Origin of the sequence: Vibrio sp. CJQ_6 (genome assembly GCF_043106745.1) — a bacterium.
Lineage (GTDB): Bacteria > Pseudomonadota > Gammaproteobacteria > Enterobacterales > Vibrionaceae > Vibrio > Vibrio furnissii.
In genome coordinates, this window is the sequence record NZ_JBICMV010000035.1 from 349879 (window position 1) to 374450 (window position 24572).

Annotated in this window: 20 protein-coding genes and 1 riboswitch; of the genes, 11 read left to right on the forward strand and 9 right to left on the reverse strand. The window is 51.1% G+C overall.

All coding sequences use genetic code 11. The features are described 5' to 3' along the window. Positions 1-257: 257 nt before the first annotated feature. Both recC and ACF8PK_RS19585 read right to left on the reverse strand, forming a co-directional pair. Positions 258-3779: an exodeoxyribonuclease V subunit gamma gene (recC, locus tag ACF8PK_RS19580; RefSeq protein ID WP_392443163.1), complete on the reverse strand. Its 3522-nt coding sequence runs from the start codon at positions 3777-3779 to the stop codon at positions 258-260. Positions 3780-3873: 94 nt separating this feature from the next. Then, positions 3874-4842 carry a TDT family transporter gene (locus ACF8PK_RS19585; protein WP_392443166.1) on the reverse strand — a complete coding sequence of 323 codons (969 nt, stop codon included), beginning with the start codon at positions 4840-4842 and terminating at the stop codon, positions 3874-3876. Between the two features lie 146 nt (positions 4843-4988). On the opposite strand from ACF8PK_RS19585, the gene ACF8PK_RS19590 reads away from it, so the two are divergent. The 4 genes from ACF8PK_RS19590 (at position 4989) to ACF8PK_RS19605 (ending at position 8997) form a co-directional block, all read left to right on the forward strand. Continuing rightward, positions 4989-5879 carry a LysR family transcriptional regulator gene (locus ACF8PK_RS19590; RefSeq protein ID WP_206981633.1) on the forward strand — a complete coding sequence of 297 codons (891 nt, stop codon included), beginning with the start codon at positions 4989-4991 and terminating at the stop codon, positions 5877-5879. 100 nt (positions 5880-5979) lie between these two features. Next, on the forward strand, positions 5980-6270 hold the full coding sequence (locus tag ACF8PK_RS19595; protein WP_004729512.1) for a YebG family protein: 291 nt from the start codon (positions 5980-5982) through the stop codon (positions 6268-6270). A gap of 266 nt (positions 6271-6536) precedes the next feature. Next, positions 6537-7568, forward strand: a complete 1032-nt coding sequence (gene dapD / locus ACF8PK_RS19600; protein WP_143680160.1) for a 2,3,4,5-tetrahydropyridine-2,6-dicarboxylate N-succinyltransferase — start codon at positions 6537-6539, stop codon at positions 7566-7568. A 240-nt stretch (positions 7569-7808) separates the two neighbouring features. Continuing rightward, a riboswitch (purine riboswitch) is annotated at positions 7809-7908 on the forward strand. An 81-nt stretch (positions 7909-7989) separates the two neighbouring features. Next, the gene (locus tag ACF8PK_RS19605) at positions 7990-8997 is read left to right on the forward strand and encodes an adenosine deaminase (protein WP_392443169.1); all 1008 of its coding nucleotides are present in this window, start codon (positions 7990-7992) and stop codon (positions 8995-8997) included. Between the two features lie 68 nt (positions 8998-9065). Here the strand turns inward: ACF8PK_RS19605 and ACF8PK_RS19610 are convergent, their stop codons facing one another. Together ACF8PK_RS19610 and ACF8PK_RS19615 are read right to left on the reverse strand one after the other, a co-directional pair. Next, a complete protein-coding gene (locus tag ACF8PK_RS19610; RefSeq protein WP_392443172.1) occupies positions 9066-10250 on the reverse strand; it encodes an NnrS family protein in 1185 nt (394 codons plus the stop codon). 168 nt (positions 10251-10418) lie between these two features. After that, complete coding sequence (locus tag ACF8PK_RS19615) at positions 10419-11522, reverse strand: GNAT family N-acetyltransferase/peptidase C39 family protein (RefSeq protein ID WP_392443174.1); 1104 nt, start codon at positions 11520-11522, stop codon at positions 10419-10421. A gap of 193 nt (positions 11523-11715) precedes the next feature. Between ACF8PK_RS19615 and ACF8PK_RS19620 the strand changes: the two genes are divergently transcribed. The 3 genes from ACF8PK_RS19620 (at position 11716) to ACF8PK_RS19630 (ending at position 14820) form a co-directional block, all read left to right on the forward strand. Continuing rightward, positions 11716-13167 carry a RimK family protein gene (locus ACF8PK_RS19620; RefSeq protein ID WP_014205691.1) on the forward strand — a complete coding sequence of 484 codons (1452 nt, stop codon included), beginning with the start codon at positions 11716-11718 and terminating at the stop codon, positions 13165-13167. Between the two features lie 47 nt (positions 13168-13214). Continuing rightward, positions 13215-14156 (forward strand): zinc transporter ZntB, encoded by a 942-nt coding sequence (locus tag ACF8PK_RS19625; protein ID WP_014205692.1) that lies wholly within the window; start codon positions 13215-13217, stop codon positions 14154-14156. Between the two features lie 112 nt (positions 14157-14268). Next, entirely contained in the window at positions 14269-14820 is a 552-nt protein-coding gene (locus ACF8PK_RS19630; protein WP_206981639.1) for a gamma-glutamylcyclotransferase family protein, read from the forward strand. On the opposite strand, the gene ACF8PK_RS19635 is transcribed toward ACF8PK_RS19630, so the two are convergent. After that, on the reverse strand, positions 14817-15161 hold the full coding sequence (locus ACF8PK_RS19635) for a tRNA-binding protein (protein ID WP_004729531.1): 345 nt from the start codon (positions 15159-15161) through the stop codon (positions 14817-14819). The two genes, ACF8PK_RS19630 and ACF8PK_RS19635, sit on opposite strands and share 4 nt — an antisense overlap. A 156-nt stretch (positions 15162-15317) precedes the next feature. Beyond that, complete coding sequence (gene galM / locus ACF8PK_RS19640; protein ID WP_392443309.1) at positions 15318-16364, reverse strand: galactose-1-epimerase; 1047 nt, start codon at positions 16362-16364, stop codon at positions 15318-15320. A gap of 361 nt (positions 16365-16725) precedes the next feature. On the opposite strand from galM, the gene ACF8PK_RS19645 reads away from it, so the two are divergent. The 4 genes from ACF8PK_RS19645 (at position 16726) to ACF8PK_RS19660 (ending at position 21555) form a co-directional block, all read left to right on the forward strand. Next, on the forward strand, positions 16726-17814 hold the full coding sequence (locus ACF8PK_RS19645; RefSeq protein ID WP_392443178.1) for a phosphatase PAP2 family protein: 1089 nt from the start codon (positions 16726-16728) through the stop codon (positions 17812-17814). Positions 17815-18183: 369 nt separating this feature from the next. Next, a complete protein-coding gene (locus tag ACF8PK_RS19650; RefSeq protein WP_392443180.1) occupies positions 18184-19032 on the forward strand; it encodes a phosphatase PAP2 family protein in 849 nt (282 codons plus the stop codon). A gap of 102 nt (positions 19033-19134) precedes the next feature. Beyond that, entirely contained in the window at positions 19135-20295 is a 1161-nt protein-coding gene (gene chrA / locus ACF8PK_RS19655) for a chromate efflux transporter (RefSeq protein ID WP_392443182.1), read from the forward strand. A gap of 102 nt (positions 20296-20397) precedes the next feature. After that, positions 20398-21555, forward strand: a complete 1158-nt coding sequence (locus ACF8PK_RS19660; RefSeq protein ID WP_143680168.1) for an HD domain-containing phosphohydrolase — start codon at positions 20398-20400, stop codon at positions 21553-21555. A gap of 21 nt (positions 21556-21576) precedes the next feature. On the opposite strand, the gene ACF8PK_RS19665 is transcribed toward ACF8PK_RS19660, so the two are convergent. The 3 genes from ACF8PK_RS19665 to ACF8PK_RS19675 are packed head-to-tail and all read right to left on the reverse strand — an operon-like array spanning position 21577 to position 24566. Continuing rightward, positions 21577-22635: a lipopolysaccharide assembly protein LapB gene (locus ACF8PK_RS19665; protein WP_158141090.1), complete on the reverse strand. Its 1059-nt coding sequence runs from the start codon at positions 22633-22635 to the stop codon at positions 21577-21579. A gap of 7 nt (positions 22636-22642) precedes the next feature. Next, positions 22643-23599, reverse strand: coding sequence for a type II secretion system F family protein (locus ACF8PK_RS19670; RefSeq protein WP_055465934.1), 957 nt, complete (start codon positions 23597-23599; stop codon positions 22643-22645). Between the two features lies 1 nt (position 23600). Next, positions 23601-24566: a type II secretion system F family protein gene (locus ACF8PK_RS19675; protein WP_055465933.1), complete on the reverse strand. Its 966-nt coding sequence runs from the start codon at positions 24564-24566 to the stop codon at positions 23601-23603. Positions 24567-24572: the final 6 nt, after the last annotated feature.

Here is a 24572-nt window from a genome sequence, read left to right on the forward strand (position 1 = left end):
TGATCCGAATTAAATAATTCTATGAATCTGTGCAAAAACTTGCCCAGACAGGAGGTTATGGGATCGGACTCACAGCGCGCACCATATTGGATCATTACACTGCACCCCATTGAAGCAAGCCCCGCTTGCCATCTACCGAATCATGGTCCCTCTGACCTGTGGCCGTACAGCGAACGCCCTACACCAATAATGATTTTCTGGCGGCCACTCTACTCTCTTCCCGATATTCGATGCTTCCCAACATTCGATGCTAACCATCATGCCTGACTGGCCTTCTCGATTGAGATGTGGTCGGCGTAATCGCGCAACTGTAAACGCGGTGCTTGCAAGACCAAACTCGCTAACACACGCACCTGATGCGCCAGTTCGTCCGTCCATTGCGGCCACAAACGCGCGATGTAATGGTTGTTGCCTTCGCCGCTGGTCATGAAACCGTCATTAAATGTCTCGGCCATCTTCTTGAGCGATTTTTCTTCATCGTCGACCCATTGCCCGCGGCTAAATCCAGCTTCAACACTGGCCAACGCTGTTTTCGGGAAATAGGCCAGCGGCGCAGTCATGCCTTGGTAATAAAGGCGCACTAATTCGTTCAGTTGCGCGAGTGCCAGCGCCGCACTCTCACTGGCGTTGGCATTCAATGGCGGCAGCACCTGATGCACCACGCCGTCTTTGCGATCGTAGCCAATCACATGCGTGATCAGGTTAGCGCCCGATGCCGCTGCCGCCAGATGATCGATCCACGCCGCCAGCATATCTTCCGAGCGAATCGCACCGCTGCGATAGCGCACCAGCCCCGATTGATAGCGCCGTGTCAGCCAGCCACTTAAATGCACCGGGCGTGACTGGCCGAGCGCCGTGAGGGTCAGGTTGACATCGAGATCATCAAGCGGCGCCTGACAGAGAAACTGAACTTTTTCGACCAGCTCTTCGGCTTGCACGCGATTGGTTTCAAATTCCAACTCACCAAACGCGCCGACCGGCAGCTTACCTTGCGCGCGCTGCTGCTTATTGAACTGCGCCAACACTTCGTCACGTGCCTGCGCCGAGGGTGCGTTAAGCAAGCCGTCCAACAGCGCGTCACGCAGCTGATAGCTGGCAAGGCCACCGAGCGCGAACGGCTCATCATCTTCCATCACCGGCAAAGGCGGCTCAAACACCACTTTCAGGCGGCGATTGAAGAAATATTGCACCGGTAAGCGCCAAAAACGTTGCAGCTCAACCAGATCCAATTCCAACGGATAAACCGCATCGAGCAGATAATCATCCAACGCGCGGTGGAACGTGCCACTCGGAGTGCCTTGGCGCAGCGCAGCAGGCAGCCACTCTTTGGCATAGCTGCCGACATCGGTCAAAAACGCTTGCGGGCTGAAGGGCACCATGGCGTGAGTGAACTGCAACTGCTTAATCAGGCGCGCGCCAGAGTCATCACTCGGCAGCGCTTCATCGCCGGCCAAGCAATAGTTCTGCTGGCAATATTCCAGCAATTCAGTCACCAACACCGACGGCACGCGCTCCGTGTTGTCCTGAATCGAGCGGCCCACGTAACTGATGTACAGAGTGTGCTGCGCGGAAAGCATCGCTTCGAGGAACAGATAACGGTCGTCATCGCGGCGCGAGCGATCGCCCGGACGCGTGCGGCCGTTCATTAAATCAAACCCTTCCGGCGGCATGGAACGCGGGTAAACCCCATCATTCATCCCCAGTAGGCAGACGACGTTAAACGGAATCGAACGCATCGGCATCAGGGTACAGAAGTTGACCTGACCAGCGAGAAAACGCTGGCTGACGCGCGTACCGGACAGCTTGTCATGCAGGTACTGGCCCATGATGGCGGGTGATATTGCGTCGGCGTATCCGGCGTCGGCGAGCTGCTCTTTGAGCGCCGCGAGCGTGTCGCGAATCGATTTGAGCGCCATCTCGCCGTCCAGATCGACACTGAAACAGTCATCAAGCAGCGACGACAGTAGCTCACGCCACGCCTCAATGGGCTGCGTTTGCGCCAGTCGCTGACGGTAATCGCTGATGGTGTCGATGAAATGCGCCAGTTTGCCAGCGAGTTCCGCGCTCATGCCCTGCACTTCGTTGTACGGTGCCATGGCGTGACCGTCCGCTTCAAACAAACCAACCGATGACGGCATCGCATAGCCCAGCAGCATGCGGGCGATGCCGAACTGCCAAGTGTTCTGATGGGTCTGCGGCAGCTCAAACTCTTGCGCGGTCGCGTCGTTGAGCCCCCAGCGAATGCCCGACTCTTCAACCCAGCGTTTGGCGGTGTCAAATTCGCTTGCATCAAGCGCAAAGCGCGCCATCATCGCTGGCGTTTCCAGAAGTTCCAGTAATTCCGACGCCAGACAGCGTGATTGTGGCAACGCGACCAACTGCATAAACGCATTGAGAATCGGACTTTCCTGATCGGCGGTGCGGTCGGAAATCGAATACGGAATGAAACGTTCCCCCGGCGCGTTACCAAACACCGCCTGAATGTAAGGGCTGTAGGCGTTGATGTCGGCCACCATCACAATGATGTCGCGCGGTTTGAGTTCCGGATCGCGGTCAAACATCGCCAGCAATTCGTCGTGCAGCACTTCCACTTCCCGCATCGGGCTATGGCAGGCATGCAGCGTCAGTGAGCGATCGCCGTGAGGCAGTGCGGGTTTGTGCGCGCTGCTGTCCAGCAGCGTATCGTCTTGATGTTCTTCGAGATGCAGAATATCGGCCTGCAACTGATGCAGCAGCGAATCCCGCGGCACATCAATAAACAGTTCATGCTCTTCGTTGTCGCTTTGCGCCAGCAAATAGAGATTGTCGCGCCCGAGTTTACCCATCGATGCCAACAAACTGTTGCCAACGGCTTGCGCGGTGTGCAGCTCATCGCCCGCGTAATCGTCCAGCTCGCCTTTCAGCGGCGACACTTCCCCCGCCACCGTGAAGGTGTGAGTCTCCGCGTTGGGATGAAGAACCAGCTGTTTGCGGCGCTGACTTTCCACCCGCGCCAGATATTTACGGTCGCGAATATCGCCCCAGTAATGCTGACATGGGTTGGTAAACATCAGATGCACGTCAATGTGTTCGCCGAGCGCTTTGAGGGCGTCCATGTAACGAGGGGGCAACGACGAGATGCCAAAGATAAACAGGCGTTTCGGCAGCGCAGCACGCAGCACCTCATCGTGAGTCAGATCGATGTACGCTAAGGCGTCGATGAAGCTTTGGTAGAGGTTGGCACGGTGATAATGCGATTGGCCTTGCGCCAGCGTGTAATCGTAGAGCGCTTTCCACAACACCGGCTGCCACGGGTGCTCTCCGTCGATTTCGGCCACGCTTTCCCCCGCTTCCCAATGAGCGATCCAGTCGGGGCGATACACCAAGTAACCATCGAAAATATCAGCGATTTTTTCTGCCAGTTGATAGAGCTTCGACTGGTCGGTATCGTCTTGCAGGTAGCGGCGCAGCGGCGCGAACACATCCTGATCCAACTGCGAGGGCAGCAGTTCCATCAGTTTCCAGGTCATCGCTTCTTTGTTGAAGGCACTGCGTTTGGGCACGTTCGGCAACACCTGAGTGAACATCTCCCAGATGAAGGTTGCCGGCAGTGGAAAATCGAGATTGGCCGCGACACCAAGCTCTTGCGCCAGTGCCATTTTCAGCCACTGCGACATCCCCGGGCTTTGTACCAGAATCTGCTCTTTCTCAAACGGATTGGCCAGTGGATCGTTTTTAATCAGATGCACCAGCAGAATCTTCAGCGTATCAACTTTGTTGGCGTGGTAAACGGTAAACACAATGCACTCATGCTGCTCTAGCTTTCATAGCCACTGAGATTAGCATAAGTGCATTTGAGGAATGACAATTTTGCGGTTTTCGATGCGCAAAGGGTTACGCATTGCTCATAATTCGAGGCGCTGGCTGATAATACATCACATAACGCAGCGCCACGTAACTGACCACCACGGTAGCGACCAGCAATTCCACCATCGCCAACGCGTGAACTTGATGAACATCTTGTGCCGCCATACCGATGCTGTCCATCCAGTGCGCCATTTTGAACAGCGCAGTGGCGCCAATCACCATCGGGAAGGTGAATGCCGCATAGCCCGGGCTAAATGGCAGGCGCAGCAAGCGGGTGAACGCCAAGTAGATGATCGCAGTCATCAGCACCGCAATCCCAAACAGCAGCGCAATCACCACTGGCGATGGGGTGGCGGTTACTGTCAAGTAACCGGCCATCGACAGGCTGGCTGGCGCGGCCAGAATTGCCATGGTGGGTTTAGCCGCATCCGGCACTTCTTGGGTGAACATAAAGCGATAGATCATCACTGGCAGCATCACCGCGTAAGCCAGCATGCCAAATAGCAGCGCGCCATGAGCAATTGGAGCCAGCGCAGGGTTACCAGAAAACGCCACGTCAGCGACGATAATACCCACCGGCGGCACAAACCAGCTTGGCACCATGTGGTGCAGTTCGAACGCTTTGGCGCGGTGGTACACAAAACTCGCCAGAAAAATCACATGCAGCACCACGGCCATCAGCCACAATGCATCGCCCGCGATGGGGAAAAACTGGCCGACGGAATGGCTGACAACCATGGTCGCCATCGCATAAGTGGGCACCACGCTGCCGACCACCGGATGGGCCAAATCTTGACGCAATAGATGACCGTGGCACAAAAACTTCACGGTCAGGATCAGCAGCAGTACGCTGGCCAGTGCCGCGCCAGTCCATTGACCGACGCCATGCAAATCAGCGGCATTTTCCCAGCACCAGCCCAAACTGGCGATACCGAGCGCCAAACCCGCCATCGGTGTTGGCGCGCCCATCACTTTGTTTTTCGCAGTTCGAATCATAACCACCTCATCACTCGGTTACTTCAACAACACGACAAAACCGGTCATCAACCGCGTCGTATTCGGGAATGGGGGCATAATACGCTTGCACTACGTTTGAATATATCTAATTATTCCTAACAGACGTTCAATCTAACTTAACGAAAATGGCATCCAATATTTCCCTCAAACAGTTGCGCGTGTTCACTACCATCACGCAGCACAAAACCCTGACAGCGGCGGCCGAGGTGCTGTTCCTCTCCAAAGCGGCGGTCAGCATGGCGCTCTCAGAATTGGAGAAGCAGCTCGGGCACGCGCTGTTTGATCGGGTCAACAACCGGTTGATCCTCAATCAGGAGGGGCAAAAGCTCTTGCCGTTGGCCGATGAACTGCTCAGCCGCGCCAAAGATCTCGATCACCTGTTTGAAGATAACCAAACCCTTTCCGGCCAACTGCGCATCGGCGCCAGTGACACCATCGGCAATCAGGTCGCGCCCTATTTGCTCAGCGCCTTTCGCGCCCAGTTTCAGCATCAATCACAAAGCCTGTTTATTTCCAACTCGGCGCTGATCTGTCAAAAACTGGTCGACTACGAGCTTGATATTGCGTTGATTGAAGGTAAAACCCTGCACCCGCAATTGATGTCGACTCAATTCAGCCAGGACGAAATGTGCATCGTGTGCGCGCCGACGCATCCGCTGGCGAGCAAAGACAAAATTGTGCTCAGCGATTTTGAGCACAGTGAATGGGTGCTGCGCGAAGCCGGTTCCGGCTCACGAGAGTTTTTCCTACGCGTGATGGCGCCACGCATTGAGCAGTGGCACGAAGCGTTTGAGCTCAACACCACTGAAGCGCTGATCAACAGCGTTTCCGCGGGGCTGGGCTTTGGCTGCCTGTCGCGCCTTGCGGCGCAAACCGCGATTCATGACGGGCGCGTACACGTGCTCAATGTGCCGCTCGACATGAAGCGCCGCTTTTGGGTTCTGGTGCATAAAGAGAAATATCAAAGCCCGCTGCTCAAGCGTTTTATTGAATTCTGTCACCACTGGCCAGCGTGATGCCGTAGCTCTCAGTTTGACGTCGCTGGCTGGACTTTTGCATTTGAAAACTGTATAAACAGCCAGTAATTTTTTAGCAAAATAATGTAGAGGATGAACCATGGCTGTCATCGTTAAGTACGTGGTGGAACGCAACGGAGAAGAGAAAATGACTTTTACCTCGAAGGCCGAAGCTGACGCTTATGACAAAATGCTGGACACAGCAGATGAGCTGTTCGAGCTACTGGGTAAAAGTGAACTGATCGAAGACGAAGCGAAACAGGAAGAGCTGGCCATGTTCCTGGCACAGAACAAAGAAGAGATTCTTTATGCTCTGGGCGCGAAGCGCAAGCCAACCCCAAAAAAGCCTAAAGCGGTCAAAACCGAAGACGCGGTTGACGACGCAGCTTAATTCGACACGAAACCGCTGCCTAAGCAGCGGTTTTTTTATCTCTGGCGTTCAGATCGGTCGGCATAGCGGCCGATCAAGCCCCACTTCCATCTAAAGAGATGTGTCTCTCAAAAGACAAAAAGTATCGTTCGATGGACGGATCCTTTTTTTACCCTTTCTTCTCTGAAAGAGTCTCTCTATGATGATTTCAACCCAATGACTGGATGACGCTCAACCCATCACTGTCACACAATAATTTTAAAGCTTAACGATTAATGGAGACCAACATGGCAAACTTTGCACTGGGCTTTGGTACTGCAACCAAAAACCGCGACGGAAAAATCATTGAAGTATTCTTCCCGACGCCGATCCTCAACCCAAGCGATCAGCTGGTTGCTGATTTGGCAGCAGTGGCTGGCTACAGCGAAGGCAACCAAGCGTTGGAGATCACCGCAGCGCAAAGCGCTGAGCTGGCCAAAGCGTTTGCAGCGAACGATCAAGCGGCAAGCGCAGCGTTTGCCGAGAAAGCAGCCGCTTCAGTACAGCCATTGGTGTTGGTCATTCTGGCATCAGATGACAAACCACAAAGCGTGGCAGAAGGCTTTTTGAAACTGCAACTGATCTCAAACCGTCTGGTTCAGCCTCACGGCACCGTACTCGATGGCATTTTTGGTCTGCTACACAACATTGCTTGGACCAACGAAGGCCCAATCGACCTGCCTGAACTGGCCGATCGCCAAATCGAAGCGCGTCTGGCTGGCCGCGCATTGAGCGTCGATTGTGTCGACAAATTCCCTAAAATGGTGGACTACGTGGTCCCAACAGGCGTGCGTATCGCCGATACCTCGCGCGTTCGTCTGGGCGCACACGTGGGCGAAGGCACCACCGTGATGCACGAAGGTTTCATCAACTTCAACGCAGGCACAACCGGCGTGAGCATGGTTGAAGGCCGTATTTCTGCAGGTGTTCTGGTAGGCAACGGTTCTGACATCGGCGGCGGCGCATCGATCATGGGTACGCTGTCTGGCGGCGGTAAAGTCGTGGTGTCTATCGGTGAAAACTCACTGCTGGGCGCAAACGCCGGTCTGGGCTTCCCACTGGGCGACCGTTGTACGGTGGAATCAGGCTTGTACGTCACCGCGGGCACCAAAGTGCGCATGCTGGACAAAGATGGCAACGAAGTCGAAATCGTCAAAGCGCGCGACTTGGCTGGCGTGTCCGACCTACTGTTCCGTCGCAACTCTCAAACTGGTCAGGTTGAGTGTCTGGCGAACAAATCTGCGGTTGAGCTCAACAGCGAACTGCACAGCAACAACTAAGTCAGCCAATTGAATTAGCGCTAAAAATAGAGCGAACTTGCCGCGAACATGTCGGCAACATTCAAAAGGAATCAAAAACAAGGTCAGCCTGCGGGTTGGCCTTTTTTGTCACTCCAATTCAGTGGGTTGAAAAAGGATTTTGCTCAATAGTGGCGTTTTGATTCAATTCAGTTATCATTTAATGAATTTCCGCACGCCATTGAATGCCACTCTGGCGACGAAACTCGTCAGCCATGAGAGCGGAAATCAACACTGTTGCTTCGTATAACCCCACTGATAGGGTGTGGGGGTCTCTACCAGAATCCGTAAAATTCTGATTACGAAGAGTTAAGCGCACGATCGCTTTTCTCTTTGTATGGCCCAACACAACCACCCAAGGTGAAAAGCGATTAATCTCAACTTTTTGATTAAGAGCCGATATATGAAAGAATTTATTCAGCAACTCCCTAAGGTGGAACTACACCTACACATTGAAGGGTCACTCGAACCAGAACTGATGTTCGACCTCGCCCAACGGAACCAGATTGCGATTCCCTTTACTTCCCCGGATGAAGTGCGAGCGGCCTACCAATTTTCCAATCTGCAATCGTTCCTCGATATTTACTACCAAGGCGCCAACGTGCTGATCCACGAACAAGACTTTTTCGATCTCACGTGGGCTTACCTGCTGCGTTGCCAGCAAGACAACGTGATGCACACCGAAATCTTCTTCGATCCACAAACGCACACCGCACGCGGCATCGCGTTTGACACCGTGATTCGCGGCATCACGCAGGCGCTGGATAAGGCGCAGCAAGAGCTGGGCATCTCCAGCCAGCTGATCATGTGTTTCCTGCGCCATCTCAGCGAAGATGATGCCATGCTCACCCTGCAGCAAGCACTGCCGTACAAGGACAAGATTGTCGGTGTCGGTCTCGATTCGTCTGAAGCGGGGCATCCGCCGGAAAAATTTTCACGCGTGTTTCACCAAGCCCGTGAAGCAGGTTTTCTAGCCGTGGCACATGCAGGGGAAGAAGGGCCGGCGCTGAACATTCGCAACGCGATTGATTTGCTTGGCGTGCAACGCGTCGATCATGGCGTGCGCTGCGTGGAAGATACTGAACTGGTTCAAGTGCTGCAAGAGACGCGCATGCCGCTGACCGTTTGCCCGCTCTCGAACCTAAAACTGAAAGTGTTTAGCGAGATGGATGAGCACAACGTGGTTGAACTGCTGCGCCAAGGGCTATGCGTGACCATCAACTCTGACGATCCAGCTTACTTTGGCGGCTACATGACCGATAACTTTATGGCGGTCGCCAACGCACACCCGATGTCACACCAAGAGCTGGCGCAATTCACCCTCAATGCGATTGAAGCGAGCTTCATCTCCGCTGAAGACAAGGCGCGTATGAGCGCGCAAGTGCATGAGGTGCTGGCGCGCTTTGCATAACACCAGGCACTGACGCCCCTATCAACACAAAAGCTGCGCATGGCGCAGCTTTTCTTTTCTTCGCCCGATTAACCGGGGTGCCCATCGACTCTGGGCGTGAGTAACATCGCGCCAAATCGCCACACAAACAAACCAAACGCCAGCGCCCACAATCCGGCACTGAGGTTGATCCACCCCATCATGTGCGCCGGCCAGAACGCCACGCCCAAGCTGCGCACCAACGCCGCCAAGAGCAGCGCGGCAAACGACATCGCCATGTTCGGCCCTTGGTAAATGGCTCGGCCAGTATGTCCCATGGTCACACGTGCGATCATCGCTAAAATCAGCCCGGCGAGCGCCCCGATCGCAAACAGGTGTAGTAGGGTGTGCGACACAAAACCGGGATTGACGAACCCGCGTACCAGCAGACTCAGCGGAATACACGCATACGCCCCATGCAGCGACCACACCAAAGGTTCACTGAGCGTACGCCACGGTTGCCAACGCAACCAGCGAACCCATTGCGCGGCGCCTGCCAGCAACATCAACGACTGCGCCAATTGCGCTTCAACAATCGGGAAAAAACTGACAATAAACAGCGCCACCAGCGGCCCGTTAGCCAGTACATCCAACCACAGTTTGGGCGCAGCTTTCTCAAACTGAAAACGGCGCGCGGTGAAAAACGGAATCACCCGCCCGCCCATCACCGACAACAGCAACATGAACCACCACAACATCGCTTGCCAAACCGCAGAGGAAGGAAACGGCGGCATGCCTTTGATGGTGGCATAACTGGCAAAGTTGGCCACCATCGCTAGTGCAAACAGCGGCACAAAAAACAGATTACGCCAGCCTTTGGCTTTCACCACGCGCATACCAATTTCGTACGCCGTCAGCGCCAAAAACAGCGCTTCAATACTCGACGTCAGCCACAATGGAACTGGCGTCCAAAACAGCACGCGCACCAGCAGCCACAACGTAACCAACAGCGCTAAACGTCTGCTTTTGGTGCCGGGAATGCCAGTCCAGTTTTGGACGGCGGTGAGCAAAAAACCCACCACAATCGCCATCGCAAACCCAAATAACATCTCATGCACGTGCCACCACAATGCGGGCACACGCAGCACATTCGGCTGCCCCTGCTGGAACATCCACACCCAAGCGACCACGGCAATCACCGCGTACACGCTGCCCAATAAAAAGAACGGTCGAAACCCCAACCGCAAGTAAGCCGGAATGCGCTCTTCAACCCGTTTATCGACAATATTTAACACGCTGACCTCTTCTGCCTCGTTCAGGGAGTATGACTTAGCCTACGCATAAAGCGAGCCAGAAAACTATTCATTAAATATCAATCAATTAAAAATAAACCTTTCATTTTCGAGTCAAAAAAACACAATAAAAAAGGAGTCATTAAGACTCCTTTGATTGATGATGACTCACTATGATGACGCTGGGTCGCGGCGGCTAATCACCACACAAGCAATTTGCTTTTGTTTGCCAAAGCCGATGATCTGCGACAGCGCTTTTTTGCCCACCGGCACATAGGCCGACGCCACAGCATGATCTTCCGATTCCGCATGCGGATCATGAAAGAAAAAGAACTTGTCGCTCATGCCACTCAAGACGATCCAGTGCGGCTCTTTCTTGCCATCAAAACGATAGGTGCTGATGAGCAGCAGCACGCACGAACCCTGCGTGACCCACGTTTCGAGCTGCGCTTGGCTTGGCGGCGCGTCAATGATCTCAACATCTTCTTGTGCCAATTGACGACAAAAGTCCTGATGCACCAGCTCAATCACCTGTTTCTTGTTCGGATCGCGCACGCTGTCGATGAATGGTGTGCTGCGTGACTGGTTCCACAGCTCGACATGAAAACCGCGCCGCGCTGCCGAAAGCGCGAGGCCTTGTCCGCTGCATCCGCCATGGCCAGCCGCCATGAAAATGGTGGTCGCTTCACGCCACAATTGCAGCTCTTGCGTGCGGCTGGGTTCAAAGTGCTCATCAAGGCATGAAAAGCTCATCATCAGACATGCGGCACCGCAGGTAAACGGCGTGGTTTGCACGTACAACGGCATGGGTAGCAGCACTTTCTGACCATGGGGCGTCAACCGTTTCTGCATGCGACGTCCATCACATAAATCGTCATAGTAATGGATGAGCAGCTTCAAAGTTTTGTAGCCCATTTTTTCATATAAATTTATCGCTGCTATATTGTCTTCACGTACTTCTAGCCGTAATGTAGTAGAGCCTTGATCAAGAGCTGCACGCTCGCATTGCTCGACTAATGTCTGAGCAATCCTCCGTCCTCTGAAATCAGGTTTAACGGCAATCGAATACAACCTTGATAGCTGTGTACCTTGATGAAATAGTAGCAATGCATATCCAGCCAGTTCCTCACCGGCGTCCGCCACGAAAATAATCGCCTGGTTGGAGTGTAAAAAACGCTTCATTTGACGCGGAGAAATTTTATCCCCATCAAATAGCTGTTGTTCTAACGCATTAAGCGCATTGAGATCAGCACTGTTCGCAAGACGAAAGTCCATACGATGTCCTTACTGAATTTACAGGATAGTGGTTGGCAAGATTGCGATTTAGATTACCCAAAACACTTGGCGTCACCGCCATACAAACCGTCGAGAACGATTTCTCCACCGGAGAAAAGAAGCTGGGCAGTCTGTCGTGGGGTGTCAAGTCTGAGGGCTATGATACACCTATTGTGATAGGAAAAAATTAACTATGGCAAACCTTTTAATCGTGACAGATCAAGCCAGTGACTGGCAGCAATACTTCCCATCCGAACAAGTGATCAGTGTCGATCAATACCTTGACGCTGATTGGAAAGACAGTCACCGCAGCTTGCAAGTGGTCAACCTGTGTCGCGATTACGACTACATGAGCACCGGCTATTACTGCTCCCTGATGGCGGAAGCTCGTGGTCACCGTGTGATTCCTCGCGTCATGGCGATCAATGACATCAACCAACCGTTTTTGCTCTCCAGCGGCTTACTCAAACTGCATAAGTTGTGCAAAGACACCGACTCGATTCACTGCAAAATTTACTTTGGCCGCACGCCGGAACCCGGGTTAGAAAAATTGGCCCGCCATCTGTTTGAACAGTTTATGGTGCCGGTGATTGAGCTCAGCATGACCAAACACCAAGGCCATTGGCAAATCAGCAAGATCGCGCCGTTCTCTTTCCAGAACCTAGACGATCCAGAGCAAGATTTCTTCATTGAGTCACTGGAACAGTTCTCCACCAAAATCTGGCGTAAACCCAAACAAGAGAAAAAGTATCGCTATGACATGGCGATGTTGGTCGACGACGAGGAAAAAATGCCGCCATCCGATGCGTCGGCTTTGAAGCGTTTTCGCCGTGCAGCCAACCGTTTGGGCATGAACTTGGAAACCATTTCCCCCGACGATTTGTCCCGTTTGGGCGAATTTGATGGCCTGTTTATTCGTGCGACCACCAACATCAGCAACTTCACCTACCGTTTCGCCAAAACGGCCGAGAAGATGGGCTTGGTGGTGATGGACGATTCCGAATCGATCATGAAATGCACCAACAAAGTGTTCCTGACTGAGCTGCTGCAACGCCATAACATTCCGGCTCCGCGCAGTGTGATCGTGCAGAGTTTCGATCCCAACTGGAAATCTTACCTGATGGAGCATTTAGAGTTCCCGATGGTGTTGAAGATTCCCGATGGCGCTTTCTCACGTGGCGTGGTCAAAGTTCGCAACGAACAAGAGCTGGAAAACGAAGCCAACGCACTGTTTGAAAAAAGTGCGCTGATCTTGGCGCAGGCGTTTATGCCAACCGACTTTGACTGGCGCATCGGCGTGCTGAACCACCAACCGATTTTCGCGTGTAAATACATGATGAGCCGTGGCCACTGGCAGATTTACCAACACCACAGCAGCGGCCGTGTGTCTTCCGGCGGTTTTGAAACATTAGACTTGAAACAGGTGCCCAAACACGTGGTGGATGTGGCACTCAAAGCGGCCAATCTCATCGGAGGTGGGCTATATGGTGTTGACTTAAAAGAGATTGACGGTCAAGTTTATGTTATCGAAGTCAATGATAACCCGAGCATTGACCACCATGTCGAAGACGCCTTCCTCGGCGATCTGTTGTACGACCGGGTGATGACCGAGTTTCTCCGTCGCATTCAGATGCGCGGATTCTAAACTGAAAGCCAGGGTAACCCCTGGCTTTTTCGCATAAGAGGATTGTTATGGATTTTCTCATTGACCACTGGCGTTTTAGTGACGATCAGGCAACGCAACCTGAAGGGTCACCGCAACACATTGAAGCCGGTCACTGGTATCACTGCCAACGCGATGCTGCGGGCGTTCGAGACTGGTTGATCGCCAATACCATTCCCGCCTCCATCGTCGACAGCTTACTGGCTGAGGACACCCGTCCGCTGTTTGAACAGTATGACGAACAAAACTTTTTGCTGATTCTGCGTGGCGTCAATCTAAACGACAACTCCGACCCAGCCGATATGCTCAGCGTGCGCATTCTGTACTACAACGGTGCGTTGATTTCGAGCCGGAAGATTCCCTCCAAAACCATCAATACCTTGCGCAATGCCTTGCTTGACGGCAATGGTGCCAAGAGCTTGGCGGAATTGGTGCTGGGCATCATCGATGGCTTAAACCGCAACATCGATAACTACCTCGATTTAGTCGAAGACAAAATCAGCGCCTTTGATGATGAAGTCGAACTGAGCGAAGAGCTGATGGACACCCACAAAGCGCTGTTGAAAATCAAACGCTTCATTAAGCCGCAACAATACGCCATCGACGATTACCTCAACTCCAGCGTGCCACTGGCGGGCAGCAAGCACCTGCGCTTACGCCACAGCGTCAACACCATCACGCGCATCAACGAAACACTGGATTTCTACCTCAGCGAGCTGGAAATCATCAAAGGCGAACTGCGTCAGTACCACGCAGAGAAGATGAACCAGAACACCTATTTGTTCTCGGTTATCGCGGCGATTTTCCTGCCCACCAGCTTTTTAACCGGCCTGCTTGGTGTTAACGTGGGAGGCATTCCCGGCACTGAATCCCCACTGGCCTTTGGCTTCTTCTGTGTCGGCTTGGTGGCGATTTTTGCGCTGGAGTTCTGGATTCTGCGTCGTTTGCAGTTTTTCAGCAATCAGCCTTAACCCCCATTTCGCTCGGGCTACAGCATAACGTCACGCATGATCGCATGGCGCGTAGCCCGAACTCACTTTCTCGTCGAACTGCTCGACGTTCAACCGGAGTCATGGAGACACTATGTACATTTTCGGCTACGGAAGCCTGATGAATTCTGCATCCCGACAACTCACCGGCAACACCGGGCGTGCGCTGCCCGCCACGGTGCATGGCTTGGTACGGTATTGGGGAAAAATCAATGATAGCTACGTCATTTCACCGCTGGTCGTCAATCCGGGCGATGGCCAAGTGAACGGCGTATTGCTGGAGATTGATGAGGCAGCCTTGGCGGAATTTGATCGCCGCGAACGCGGGTATCAGCGCATTGCGTTGACCGCAGAACAAATCGAAACCGATGCCGAGTTTGATGCGAGCCAAGCGATTTGGGTGTACGTCACCGCGCAGCATCAACCGCCGTGTGAACGTAGCCCGATTGTGCAAACCTACGTGGACACCGTCTTGGCAGGCTGCTTGGAAGTTTCTGAAGCGTTTGCGCGTCATTTTGTGGAGCACACCGTTGGCTGGCAGCACCCCTTGGAAAATGATCGCCATGCGCCCAAATATGGCAATTTAGCCGGCGTGACCCCAGCACATCAATCGGTGATCGACGCACTGATAGCACACGTGCGTTAAACAATCCGAACCCCTGAGGCAATTGGGCGCTCGGGGGTTAACAACACACTCTCCTCCCCATCAACCGTTTCGGCGCACAGCAACATACATTCCGACAACTCACCGCGCATGGTGACAGGTTCAAGATTACACAGCACGACCACTTGACGGTTCATCAGCTCATCGGCCTGATAATATGGCACCAAACTGGTGACCGTTTGCAGCGTCTGTTCCCCCACTTCGATTTGTACGATGTAAAGCTTATCGGCGTTCTCGTGACGTTTCACCGCGCGAATGATGCCAACGCGTAAATCAAGTTTGGCAAACGCGTCATAACCGACGGTGTGAAAGGTTGAGTCCATGGCTGAGTTCCGAAAGTGAATAATCGCTCACACTAGCAAGCCCTTGCGAAAGCACAAGTCACATTGAGCGGAATTATGAACACTCGCACGTCATTCACGTGATAAAAAAATGCCCTCGTCACATGGCGAGGGCAAACATCGCTTCACCGTGAAACGTTACAGTTTCTCCCCCATCAGTTGAAACTGATACACGGTTGAGTAAGCGTATTCTTGTTCAGGAAGCAGCATGCAGCTCGCCTGTTGCCATTCTGGATGGTTGGGTGAATCGGGCAAGAATTGGGTTTCCAACGCCAGCCCTTGATAATTCTGATAGACCGAACCGTGACGTCCCGGATTCCCTTGCAGCCAGTTGCCGCTATACAGTTGCAGCGCGGGCTTGTCGGTGTAGACGTGCAGAGTGACCGATTCATCATCGGAGATGAGCGTCGCCGCACAGGCGCCGTGGCGACAGGCGTCGTTGAGCCAATAGCTGTGATCGTAACCGTTGGCCGGCACTTGCTGCTCATCAAGCATCAGATCCTGACCGACAGGTTTAATGCGGCGAAAATCGAACCCGGTGTCGGTAACGCTATGCAACTCGCCAAGCGGAATCGCCGTTTCATCCGTCGGCAAATAATCATCGGCGTTGATTTGTAGTTTATGGTGCAGCACGCTCGCGCCAGAATCGGCGCCCATGAGGTTAAAGTAACCGTGGTTGGTTAAGTTGACGGGCGTTGCTTTGTCGGTGACCGCGTGATAACGGATGCGGACTTCATTGTTGTCCGTCAGTTCATAGGTCACGGATGCCTCGACATGACCCGGAAAGCCCTGCTCGCCATCCGCTGAGGCGATCGAAAATACCGCTTGATTCTCGGAGTGACGGGTCAATGTCCAACGGCGATGACTCCAGCCCGGCTGTCCACCATGCAGGCAGTTTTCACCCTGACTGGCCGTCACGTGCACGGTTTGACCTTGGTATTGGTATTGCGCTTTGGCAATGCGGTTGGCATAACGCCCCACCGTGGCACCAAAAAAGCAGCCTTGCGCTTCAAACGCGGCCATGGTGTCGACACCAAGCAGCACTTCACGTACTTCGTTTTCCAGCGGCAACTGACAACTCAACCACGTCGCACCAATGTCCATCAGCACAATGCGCATACCATGACGGTTGGTCAGTTCAACCAACGTCGCCACGTTTCCGTCTTGAAACGGTTTGCGAGTCATCGACTCAAACAACGGATTAACCACCCAACACCTCCGTTGCCGTGCCATTCGATTTCACGGCACGTCGCCATCCAGTAAATACTTTTTTCATGTCATTCATTCTCTACATCGACATCAATGAATGGATGGCAGTGTAACAACCGACCCCAACGGCATACTGTGATTGAATTGGCATTAATGGAAACGTTTACATGGATATTCCCGCTATCTTTTTGCACAAAATCTGCATCCATACGGACCTCAGTAACGAGGCATGCTGAGCCAAGTCGTTTTGAGCAGCGATGACTCGAAACACACTAAGTGATGTCGATTCAATAATTTGCACTAAACTAATATGACCGAAAGTCAGTCGAGTGACGCAATGGAATGTCGAATCCCACGCCCTCATTGGCGTGAAGAATGGCGCAGCCTGAAACAGATACTTGCCGAAGATAAGCTCATCTATCTTTACGTGCTGATTCTGATTGTCAGTATTTATGGGGTGATTTCATGGGGTGGCATTGAGACCAAACTACATTACCGACTCACCACTTATTGGGGATCCATCGTGCACACGACCAGTGTGACATTTGTGCTCTGGTGCACGTACTTTTATGGCTATATGCTCAAAAACCGTATCGCTCACCCCACGCTTTATCTGCTCAAAACCGTGCTCACTTTCTGTTCGCCACTCTCTCGCCCTTTGGCCTGCTTGCTGACACTGTTGTGTCTTAGTGTGGTCCTGTCCAGCTACACCTACATGAAATCCATCATTCCAGATATTCAATTCTATCAATACGATGCGCTGTTTTATCAGTGGGACAAAGTGCTCCATGCGGGTATGTCGCCTTGGAAAATCACCCACACCATCTTTGCCCATCCATTGGCCACGATGGTGATTAACTTCTTTTACAATCTGTGGTTTTTCGTCATTTGGGGCATGTTGGTGTTTTTCACTTTATACCGACACACCCCCGCCCTCCGGCTACGTTTTTTTCTCTCCTTCATCACGTGTTGGATACTGCTGGGCTGCGTGTTTGCCACGCTGTTGTCCTCGGCGGGCCCTTGCTTCACCGAATTGCTAAATGCCTCACACGATGAATACGCCCCGTTGATGCAGCGCCTTCAGGATCAAAATGACTGGTTACAGCAAAACCATTTCCCCTCGATTTGGGCTTTGAACATTCAGGACGTACTCTGGCATCAGTTCGAAACGCGCGATCAAGGCATTGGCTCGGGAATATCAGCAATGCCCAGCATGCACGTCTCAATGGCGGTTCTACTTGCACTTGCAGTTTCTACATTGCATCGTCAATGGGGAATATTGGCATGGTGCTACGCACTCATGATCCAAATTGGTTCAGTTCATCTCGCGTGGCATTACGCCATCGATGGCTATGTAAGCGCTCTGGTGACCGTCATCATTTGGTTTGTATTTAAAGTCATCACGATTGATAAGCAACATTCCTAACTTAGTTGATCATTAATCTCATCCATGCATTTTAATACATGCATGGACGTGACATTGTTCTAATTATTCAAAAACGAAAAAACCACAGATCAACTATAATGTAAGAAAACATTGTTTGTAGGGCTGGGTATGGATACAATTCTAACAATAAATAAATACGTAAACTCTGAATTAATACATTTTAAAACACTGATAAAACAGGATAAATATATACATTACATAGCATTGTTATTGATTCTATTCATTTATACCTTAGAGTTATCCAACAATATATCACCATTAAAATACTCAAGTTTAATATATACATCTTCTTTATTTAAAATATCATATTTAACATTCATAAGCTGGTGCGTATACTTTTATTTTCTTATGTTAGCAACTAAAAACCCTCACCCTATAATAGCATGGTTAAATGTCATAAAAAATGCTTTTAAAACCCCATCAAAAACGTTAGCATTAATTTTTTTCATTATTTCCATTAGCCTCATATTTTCTACGTACACATATTTAAAAACAATTATTCCAGATGTAAATTATTTCTATAGTGACAATACATTAAGTTATATTGATAGTTACATTCATTTTGGTTCACCCCCTTGGAAAATAACTCACGGACTATTTAAATATGCTATATTCACTTTAATTTTTGATTTGAACTATAAGTTTTGGTTTATTGTAACGTGGGCGTCATTACTTTACTTTATTGTCCATAGAGAAAATAATACATTAAGAAACCAATTTATATTAACATTTATATTTTGTTGGTTGATAATCGGCACATTCATGGCGACATTATTTTCATCTTCTGGCCCATGCTTTGTTCATCTCATTAATCAAAGTTCAGACTACTTGCCATTGCTAGATAAATTAAATACCCAAAATAGAGAACTAATATCACTTGGCTTGCCAATGCTAAGTTCACTTGAGATCCAGAATAATCTTTGGTTAATGTATGAAAATCGGCAACAAGGCATTGGTTCGGGAATATCAGCAATGCCCAGCATGCACGTCTCAATGGCGGTTCTACTCGCACTTGCAGTTTCTACATTGCATCGTCAATGGGGAATATTGGCATGGTGCTACGCACTCATGATCCAAATTGGTTCAGTTCATCTCGCGTGGCATTACGCCATCGATGGCTATGTAAGCGCTCTGGTGACCGTCATCATTTGGCAAACCATGGGTTGGTTGATGAAGAGAACAACGCCCTCATCGTAATGTCACAAACCTGCTGTATTTTCTTACAACTTTTTCGTTGAGCTCGATGCTATCTCTCCCTACATTGCGGGCGAAAGACGGGCGACAAACAAGCAGGATGAGATGGTCAACATATTCAGAATCTTCTTTACGTTGGGGTGGGTCTGCTTTGGCGGACCGGCAGCGCACATCGGGTATTTCAGACAAACATTCGTGCACAAGCATCGCTGGTTGAGTGATGAAGAATACGCACAAATTGTCGCGCTGAGCCAGTTTCTACCCGGCCCGGGGTCAAGCCAAGTCGGCTTTGCGATTGGCTACCGACAAGGCGGCCTAAGCGGTGCCTGCGCTGCTTTTCTCGGTTTTACATTGCCATCAGTACTGCTGATGTTGCTTGTGGCGATAGTCAGCAGCCAACTGCTCGAACAACCACTATTTTTGCACATCGTACATGGCCTGAAGTTACTGGCTGTGCTGGTCGTGGCCGATGCGGCTTGGGGCATGTATCACAACTTTTGCCGTCAAAAGCTGACGGTGATGATCTGCTTTCTGACCGCCATTGCGTTGCTCTGCCTGCCCACCCTGTCGACACAAATGCTGGTGCTGCTGGTCGCCGCTCTCGTGGGTGCCGTGCGCTTGAAAGCGGCACCACCCGCAGCGAACTCAGACACGATAAAATGCAACGGGGCTTTCTTCGCTTGGCAGCCGCTGAGTCTCTTTGTCGCCCTCTTGGTTGGCTTGCCACTGCTGGCCGCTTATGCTCCGCTATTGAGTCTATTCAATCATTTTTATCAAGCGGGCAGTTTGGTGTTTGGTGGTGGCCATGTCGTGCTGCCGTTATTGCAAAACTCACTCGGCGCCCAACTCACGACCGATACCTTTCTGACGGGATACGCCGCAGCGCAAGCTGTGCCTGGCCCCATGTTTACACTCGCGACCTACCTCGGTTACGCACTCGCTCCTGATTTCCCGGTCAGTGCTGCACTGCTCGCCACGCTGGCAATTTTCCTACCGGGATTCTTGTTGTTACTGGCGGTCTTGAAGCAGTGGCGCGCGCTCGCAGCAATACCAGCGGTTCATGGTGCGCTAGCGGGCGTGAATGCGTCGCTGGTCGGGCTGCTCGTGGCAGCGCTATACCAACCGGTGTTTGTGAGCGCGGTCAGTCAGCCCTTAGACATCGCTTGTCTCTTGTTAGGGTTCGTGCTGCTCAAAATACTGCGTCTGCCCATTTTACTGATGGTGGTTTATTTCGCCGCAGCGGGTGTGTGCTTGGGGTTCATCTAGATCAAGATTTGGTTGGATTTGTTGGCGATCCGTTGGTGGTTTCTCTTGGCAATGACCTAAACTTAAGTTCGGGGTAAGCACCGTGAGCAAGGAGGCGCCGACATGAATACCCACAGCAAATCAGGTGAACATAGTTTCTTTCCCACTGCGGGCACATTGAATAATCAGTTGGCCGATATTCATCATCGATTGTTGGTGACCGAACCCAACATCGACCGCATCTCCTTTGCGCTCTATGATCATGAACATGATTTGCTCAAAACATACGCCGACAGTACGTTTCATGGCTTTGAACTGATGCATTACGAGTTTCCGCTCAGCGAATTACCCGCGCTCAAACTCTGCGCTCAATCCGGTGAGTGCCGCTATGTGAACGATATTCCCTTAGAGCTGAAACCCACTTACCCGCACACAAAATGGTTAATTGAGCAAGGTTTTCGCTCATCGTTAGCCATCCCGGTTTATCACGAGAAAGCCTTCATTGGATTTTTATTTCTCAACTCCTGCCAACGGGAATTCTTCAATGAAATCAAAACATCCAGCTTAAAACCTTACATTGAAATTTTACGTTTTGTCGTTTCATCCGAATACGATCTGGTCCATACGCTGCTGGATTCGGCCAACCACCTTAACGCAAACTCTCCTGAGCATTTAAAAGAGTCACGTGAGCATCGTGAACGCATCAGCCGATTTGCAAAAGTGATTGCCGTGGAAGTGGCACCGATCTATCAGCTCGACGATGAAACCATCGAGAACATCAGCCAATTTTCACGCTGTCACGACATCGGCAAGCTGTCCGTGCCAACGAGCGTGCTGACCAAGCCCAGTCATTTGGAAGAGGACGAACGAGCACAGCTCAACGGCCATGTGGAAAAGGGCGTCGAGATCATCAATCACATCATTGACGACATGGGGGCGCCCAACCATCCGTGCGTGTCGGTCTTAAAAGAAATCGTGGCCTACCATCACGAATTTCTCGATGGCAGTGGCTATCCGTATGGCTTGACGCAAGATGACATCCCAGTGTCCGCTCGCATCATTTCGGTTGCCAACGTGTTTGATGCGCTAACTAGCCATCGCCCTTATAAACAAGCGTGGTCAGTGCCATTTGCGTTACTGGAATTGGAGAAAATGGTGTTGTCTGGCAAGCTGGATAAACACTGCGTCAATGCGCTGCGTTACCACCAAGAATTTCTGAAGAAAGTGATTGAAGCCTATCCTGAGCCAGACCCCAAAGATAGGCTAGATACACATCACTGACCTCGCCTCTCGGCCATGCCATCACTGCGTTGTGACTGTCGTTACTGCAGCAGCGCCTGAATTTGCAGCAGAGCCTGAATTGGCGTCTGAGGTGTTGGCGCGAACTTCCAACAACGCACGCTCCAAGTTTTCATTTGCCACTTTGTAGTAAGAGGGTTTCTTGTCAATCGCTTGTTGCAAGTACGGAATCGCTTTCTCCGGTTTGCCCTGCAACATCAAGAAATAGCCCACGTTGTTTAACGCTTCGGGCGCATCCATAAAGCGCATGAACACGTTCAATGCCCGCTGCTCTTCGCCAGTGGCGAGGTAAATCAAGGCGAGATTGTTCTGCGCCCGTTCATTGGTTTTGTCTTGCTCTAACGCAGCCACAGTGTAGCGCTTAGCGTTGTCGTACTCGCCACTCATGTAATAAGAGTACCCCATGTTCATCAGGGCCTTGCTCGACTTCGGTTCAATTTTCAAAGCGTGTTGATAAAACGCTTTGGCAACGTGATGTTTGGCTTTCACATCATACAAAATCCCCAAGCCCATATATGCCAGCGCGGGCGACTGATTGTCACTGCTGAGCTGTTCAATCGCGGTGATCGAGACACTGTTGAGCGCAAGTTTCTCACGGCTGGCCAAACGCAGTTGGTCTGCATTAATCGCACGAATAAAGTAACTTTCCCCCTGCTCAACATCCCCTTGTTTGGTGTAGTTGGAACCCAGTTGTTGCAACACTTTGATGTTGTTCGGGTTGGCATCTAAAGCCAGAAGATACGCCTTTTCCGACAGTTCCAGATTGCCCCGCGATTGATGAATACGCCCAATGGTGTACAAGGTTTTGTCGCGATATTGCGCATCAGGAAAATCCAACGAACGAATGTACTCATATAGCGCCAAGTCAGTGTTGTTACCTTTTAATGCGTAATCACCGCGTTTAATCGCCTCCACTTCAGTCAACGGCGCAGCGTCAGAGTTAAACGTTTCAACCGGACGACCATCATAAAGTTCATTTTCAAAAGGTTTGGGTTGATCGGTTTGACTGGCACAACCGCCCAGCGTGATCAGCATCAGCAACGTCGCGTAACGTCTTCTCATAAATACCTCATCGTCCGAAATGCGCCGTCAAAGACAGCATGGAAGGACCAACTGCTACGATAAAAAAGCAGGGCCAAACAAACAGAAGCAGCGGAAAAATCATTTTGGTCGGAATTTTAGCGGCAATTTCTTCAACTTCCTGATTCCGTTTATCACGAAAATCTTCCGTGTAATCACGCAAGGTTTGCGAAATACTGCCACCGATACGCGAGGCATGCGCCAGCATACTCACCAAGCCGCTGATTTCAGTAAGGCCAGTACGCTCGACCAACTGCGCCATCGCTTCAGACATCTCAACACCCGCTTTTATCTTTGCGCACACGGTATCCAACTCATCCGCCAGATCCGGATGGGAGATCATCAACTCGTCAGCAACACGGCGCAGTGCGGCATTAAACCCCAACCCCGATTCCGTACACACCACCAGCAAATCCAACGCATCCGGAATACCACCTTTGATTCTCGATTTGCGTTTTTTAACCATTCGATCCAAGAGGAAATTGGGTAGAAACAGCCCCATAGCCACACTAAAAATCACGATTAATTTGAGATTTTTCATGTCTGGATAGAGAAAATACATCAGCGCACTGATGGACACTCCGGCGAGTGTTGACAGTACCTTCAGTGCATAAAACGTCGTCAGAGCACTGGCTTCATGGTAGCCCGCGTGCATCAATTGATGACGTACGCTCTCTCGCTCTTTGATGTTTTTGGGCGACATAATCGGCGCAATGGATTCCAAGGTGTTATGAATTTTGTCGCGTTTTTTAGCCAAAGTACTGGGCGTTTTCACCGCGCCCGCTTTGCGAATTTCTTCGAGTTGACGTTGAATCGGCGCTTTGGTCCCTACCACAATCAGCGCCACCGACATAATTAACAACACCGTAGCGATCAAAATTAACCCCAGAAACACGGTCTGTTCAGTCAGTTGAAATGAGGATAATGCAGTCAGTAAATCGTCCATATTACACCTCGAAATTGATAATTTTTCTCATCCATAAAGAGCCCAGAAATAGGCTGACAACGCCATAGCTGATCAACCCCATACCTCTCGGATCTTCATACAACGGCGCGACGTAATCGGGTCGCATAAAAGACATCACCACAAACAAAACGAAGGGTGACAACACCAAAATCCAAGCAGACATACGGCTTTCGGCAGAAATGGTTTTGATTTTTCGAGCCAACTTAAACCGAGCCCGCAACACCTTCGAGACTTTGTCTAGGTTCTCAGACAAATTACCGCCCGTCTCTTTTTGCAGTAACACGGCACTGGAAAATGCCAGCATTGATACCGTGGGCGTTCTGTCCGCCATCTGCATAATCGCGAGGCGCAAGTCATAGCCGTAATTCAGCAAGTTAAAGGTATTTTTGAATTCAACCCCAATGGGCGCGGGCATTTCATTCCCGACCTCATTGAATGATTGTGTGAGCGGCTGACCTGCTTGTAGCATGCGACGAATGATATCCAACGCATCCGGCAGTTGTTCTTCAAACTTTGATAAGCGGTCAGATATTTTTTTCTGTAACGTCATGTGTAGGCATACCCACACAAAGGCGACAGAAGCGAGGCACAAGTACCAGACTTGCCCGAGAATGAGTAAAAGTAGCCCCAGCCCCAAACTCAAAACCGTTGTGACGCCAAGCGTCTGCGAGAGCGACCAATCAAACCCGGACAACTCAATGCTTTTTTTCAGCGAAGCGAACGCCTTCACTTGCACCAAACGACGATCCAATGGCGTCAGGCTTTTCAGATAGTGCTCTTGCAACAATGAGCGACTTTCTTCATCCAGATTAGATTGTGTTTCTTTGAGCCGATTCGCCAGCTCTTTGTGTTTCGCCTTACTCCCAGCCGCCGGGAGAATCAACGCCTGTGAAATAAACACCACCGCAAAAAACAGCAGCACAAAAAACATCGTGATATCTTGCATAGAGAC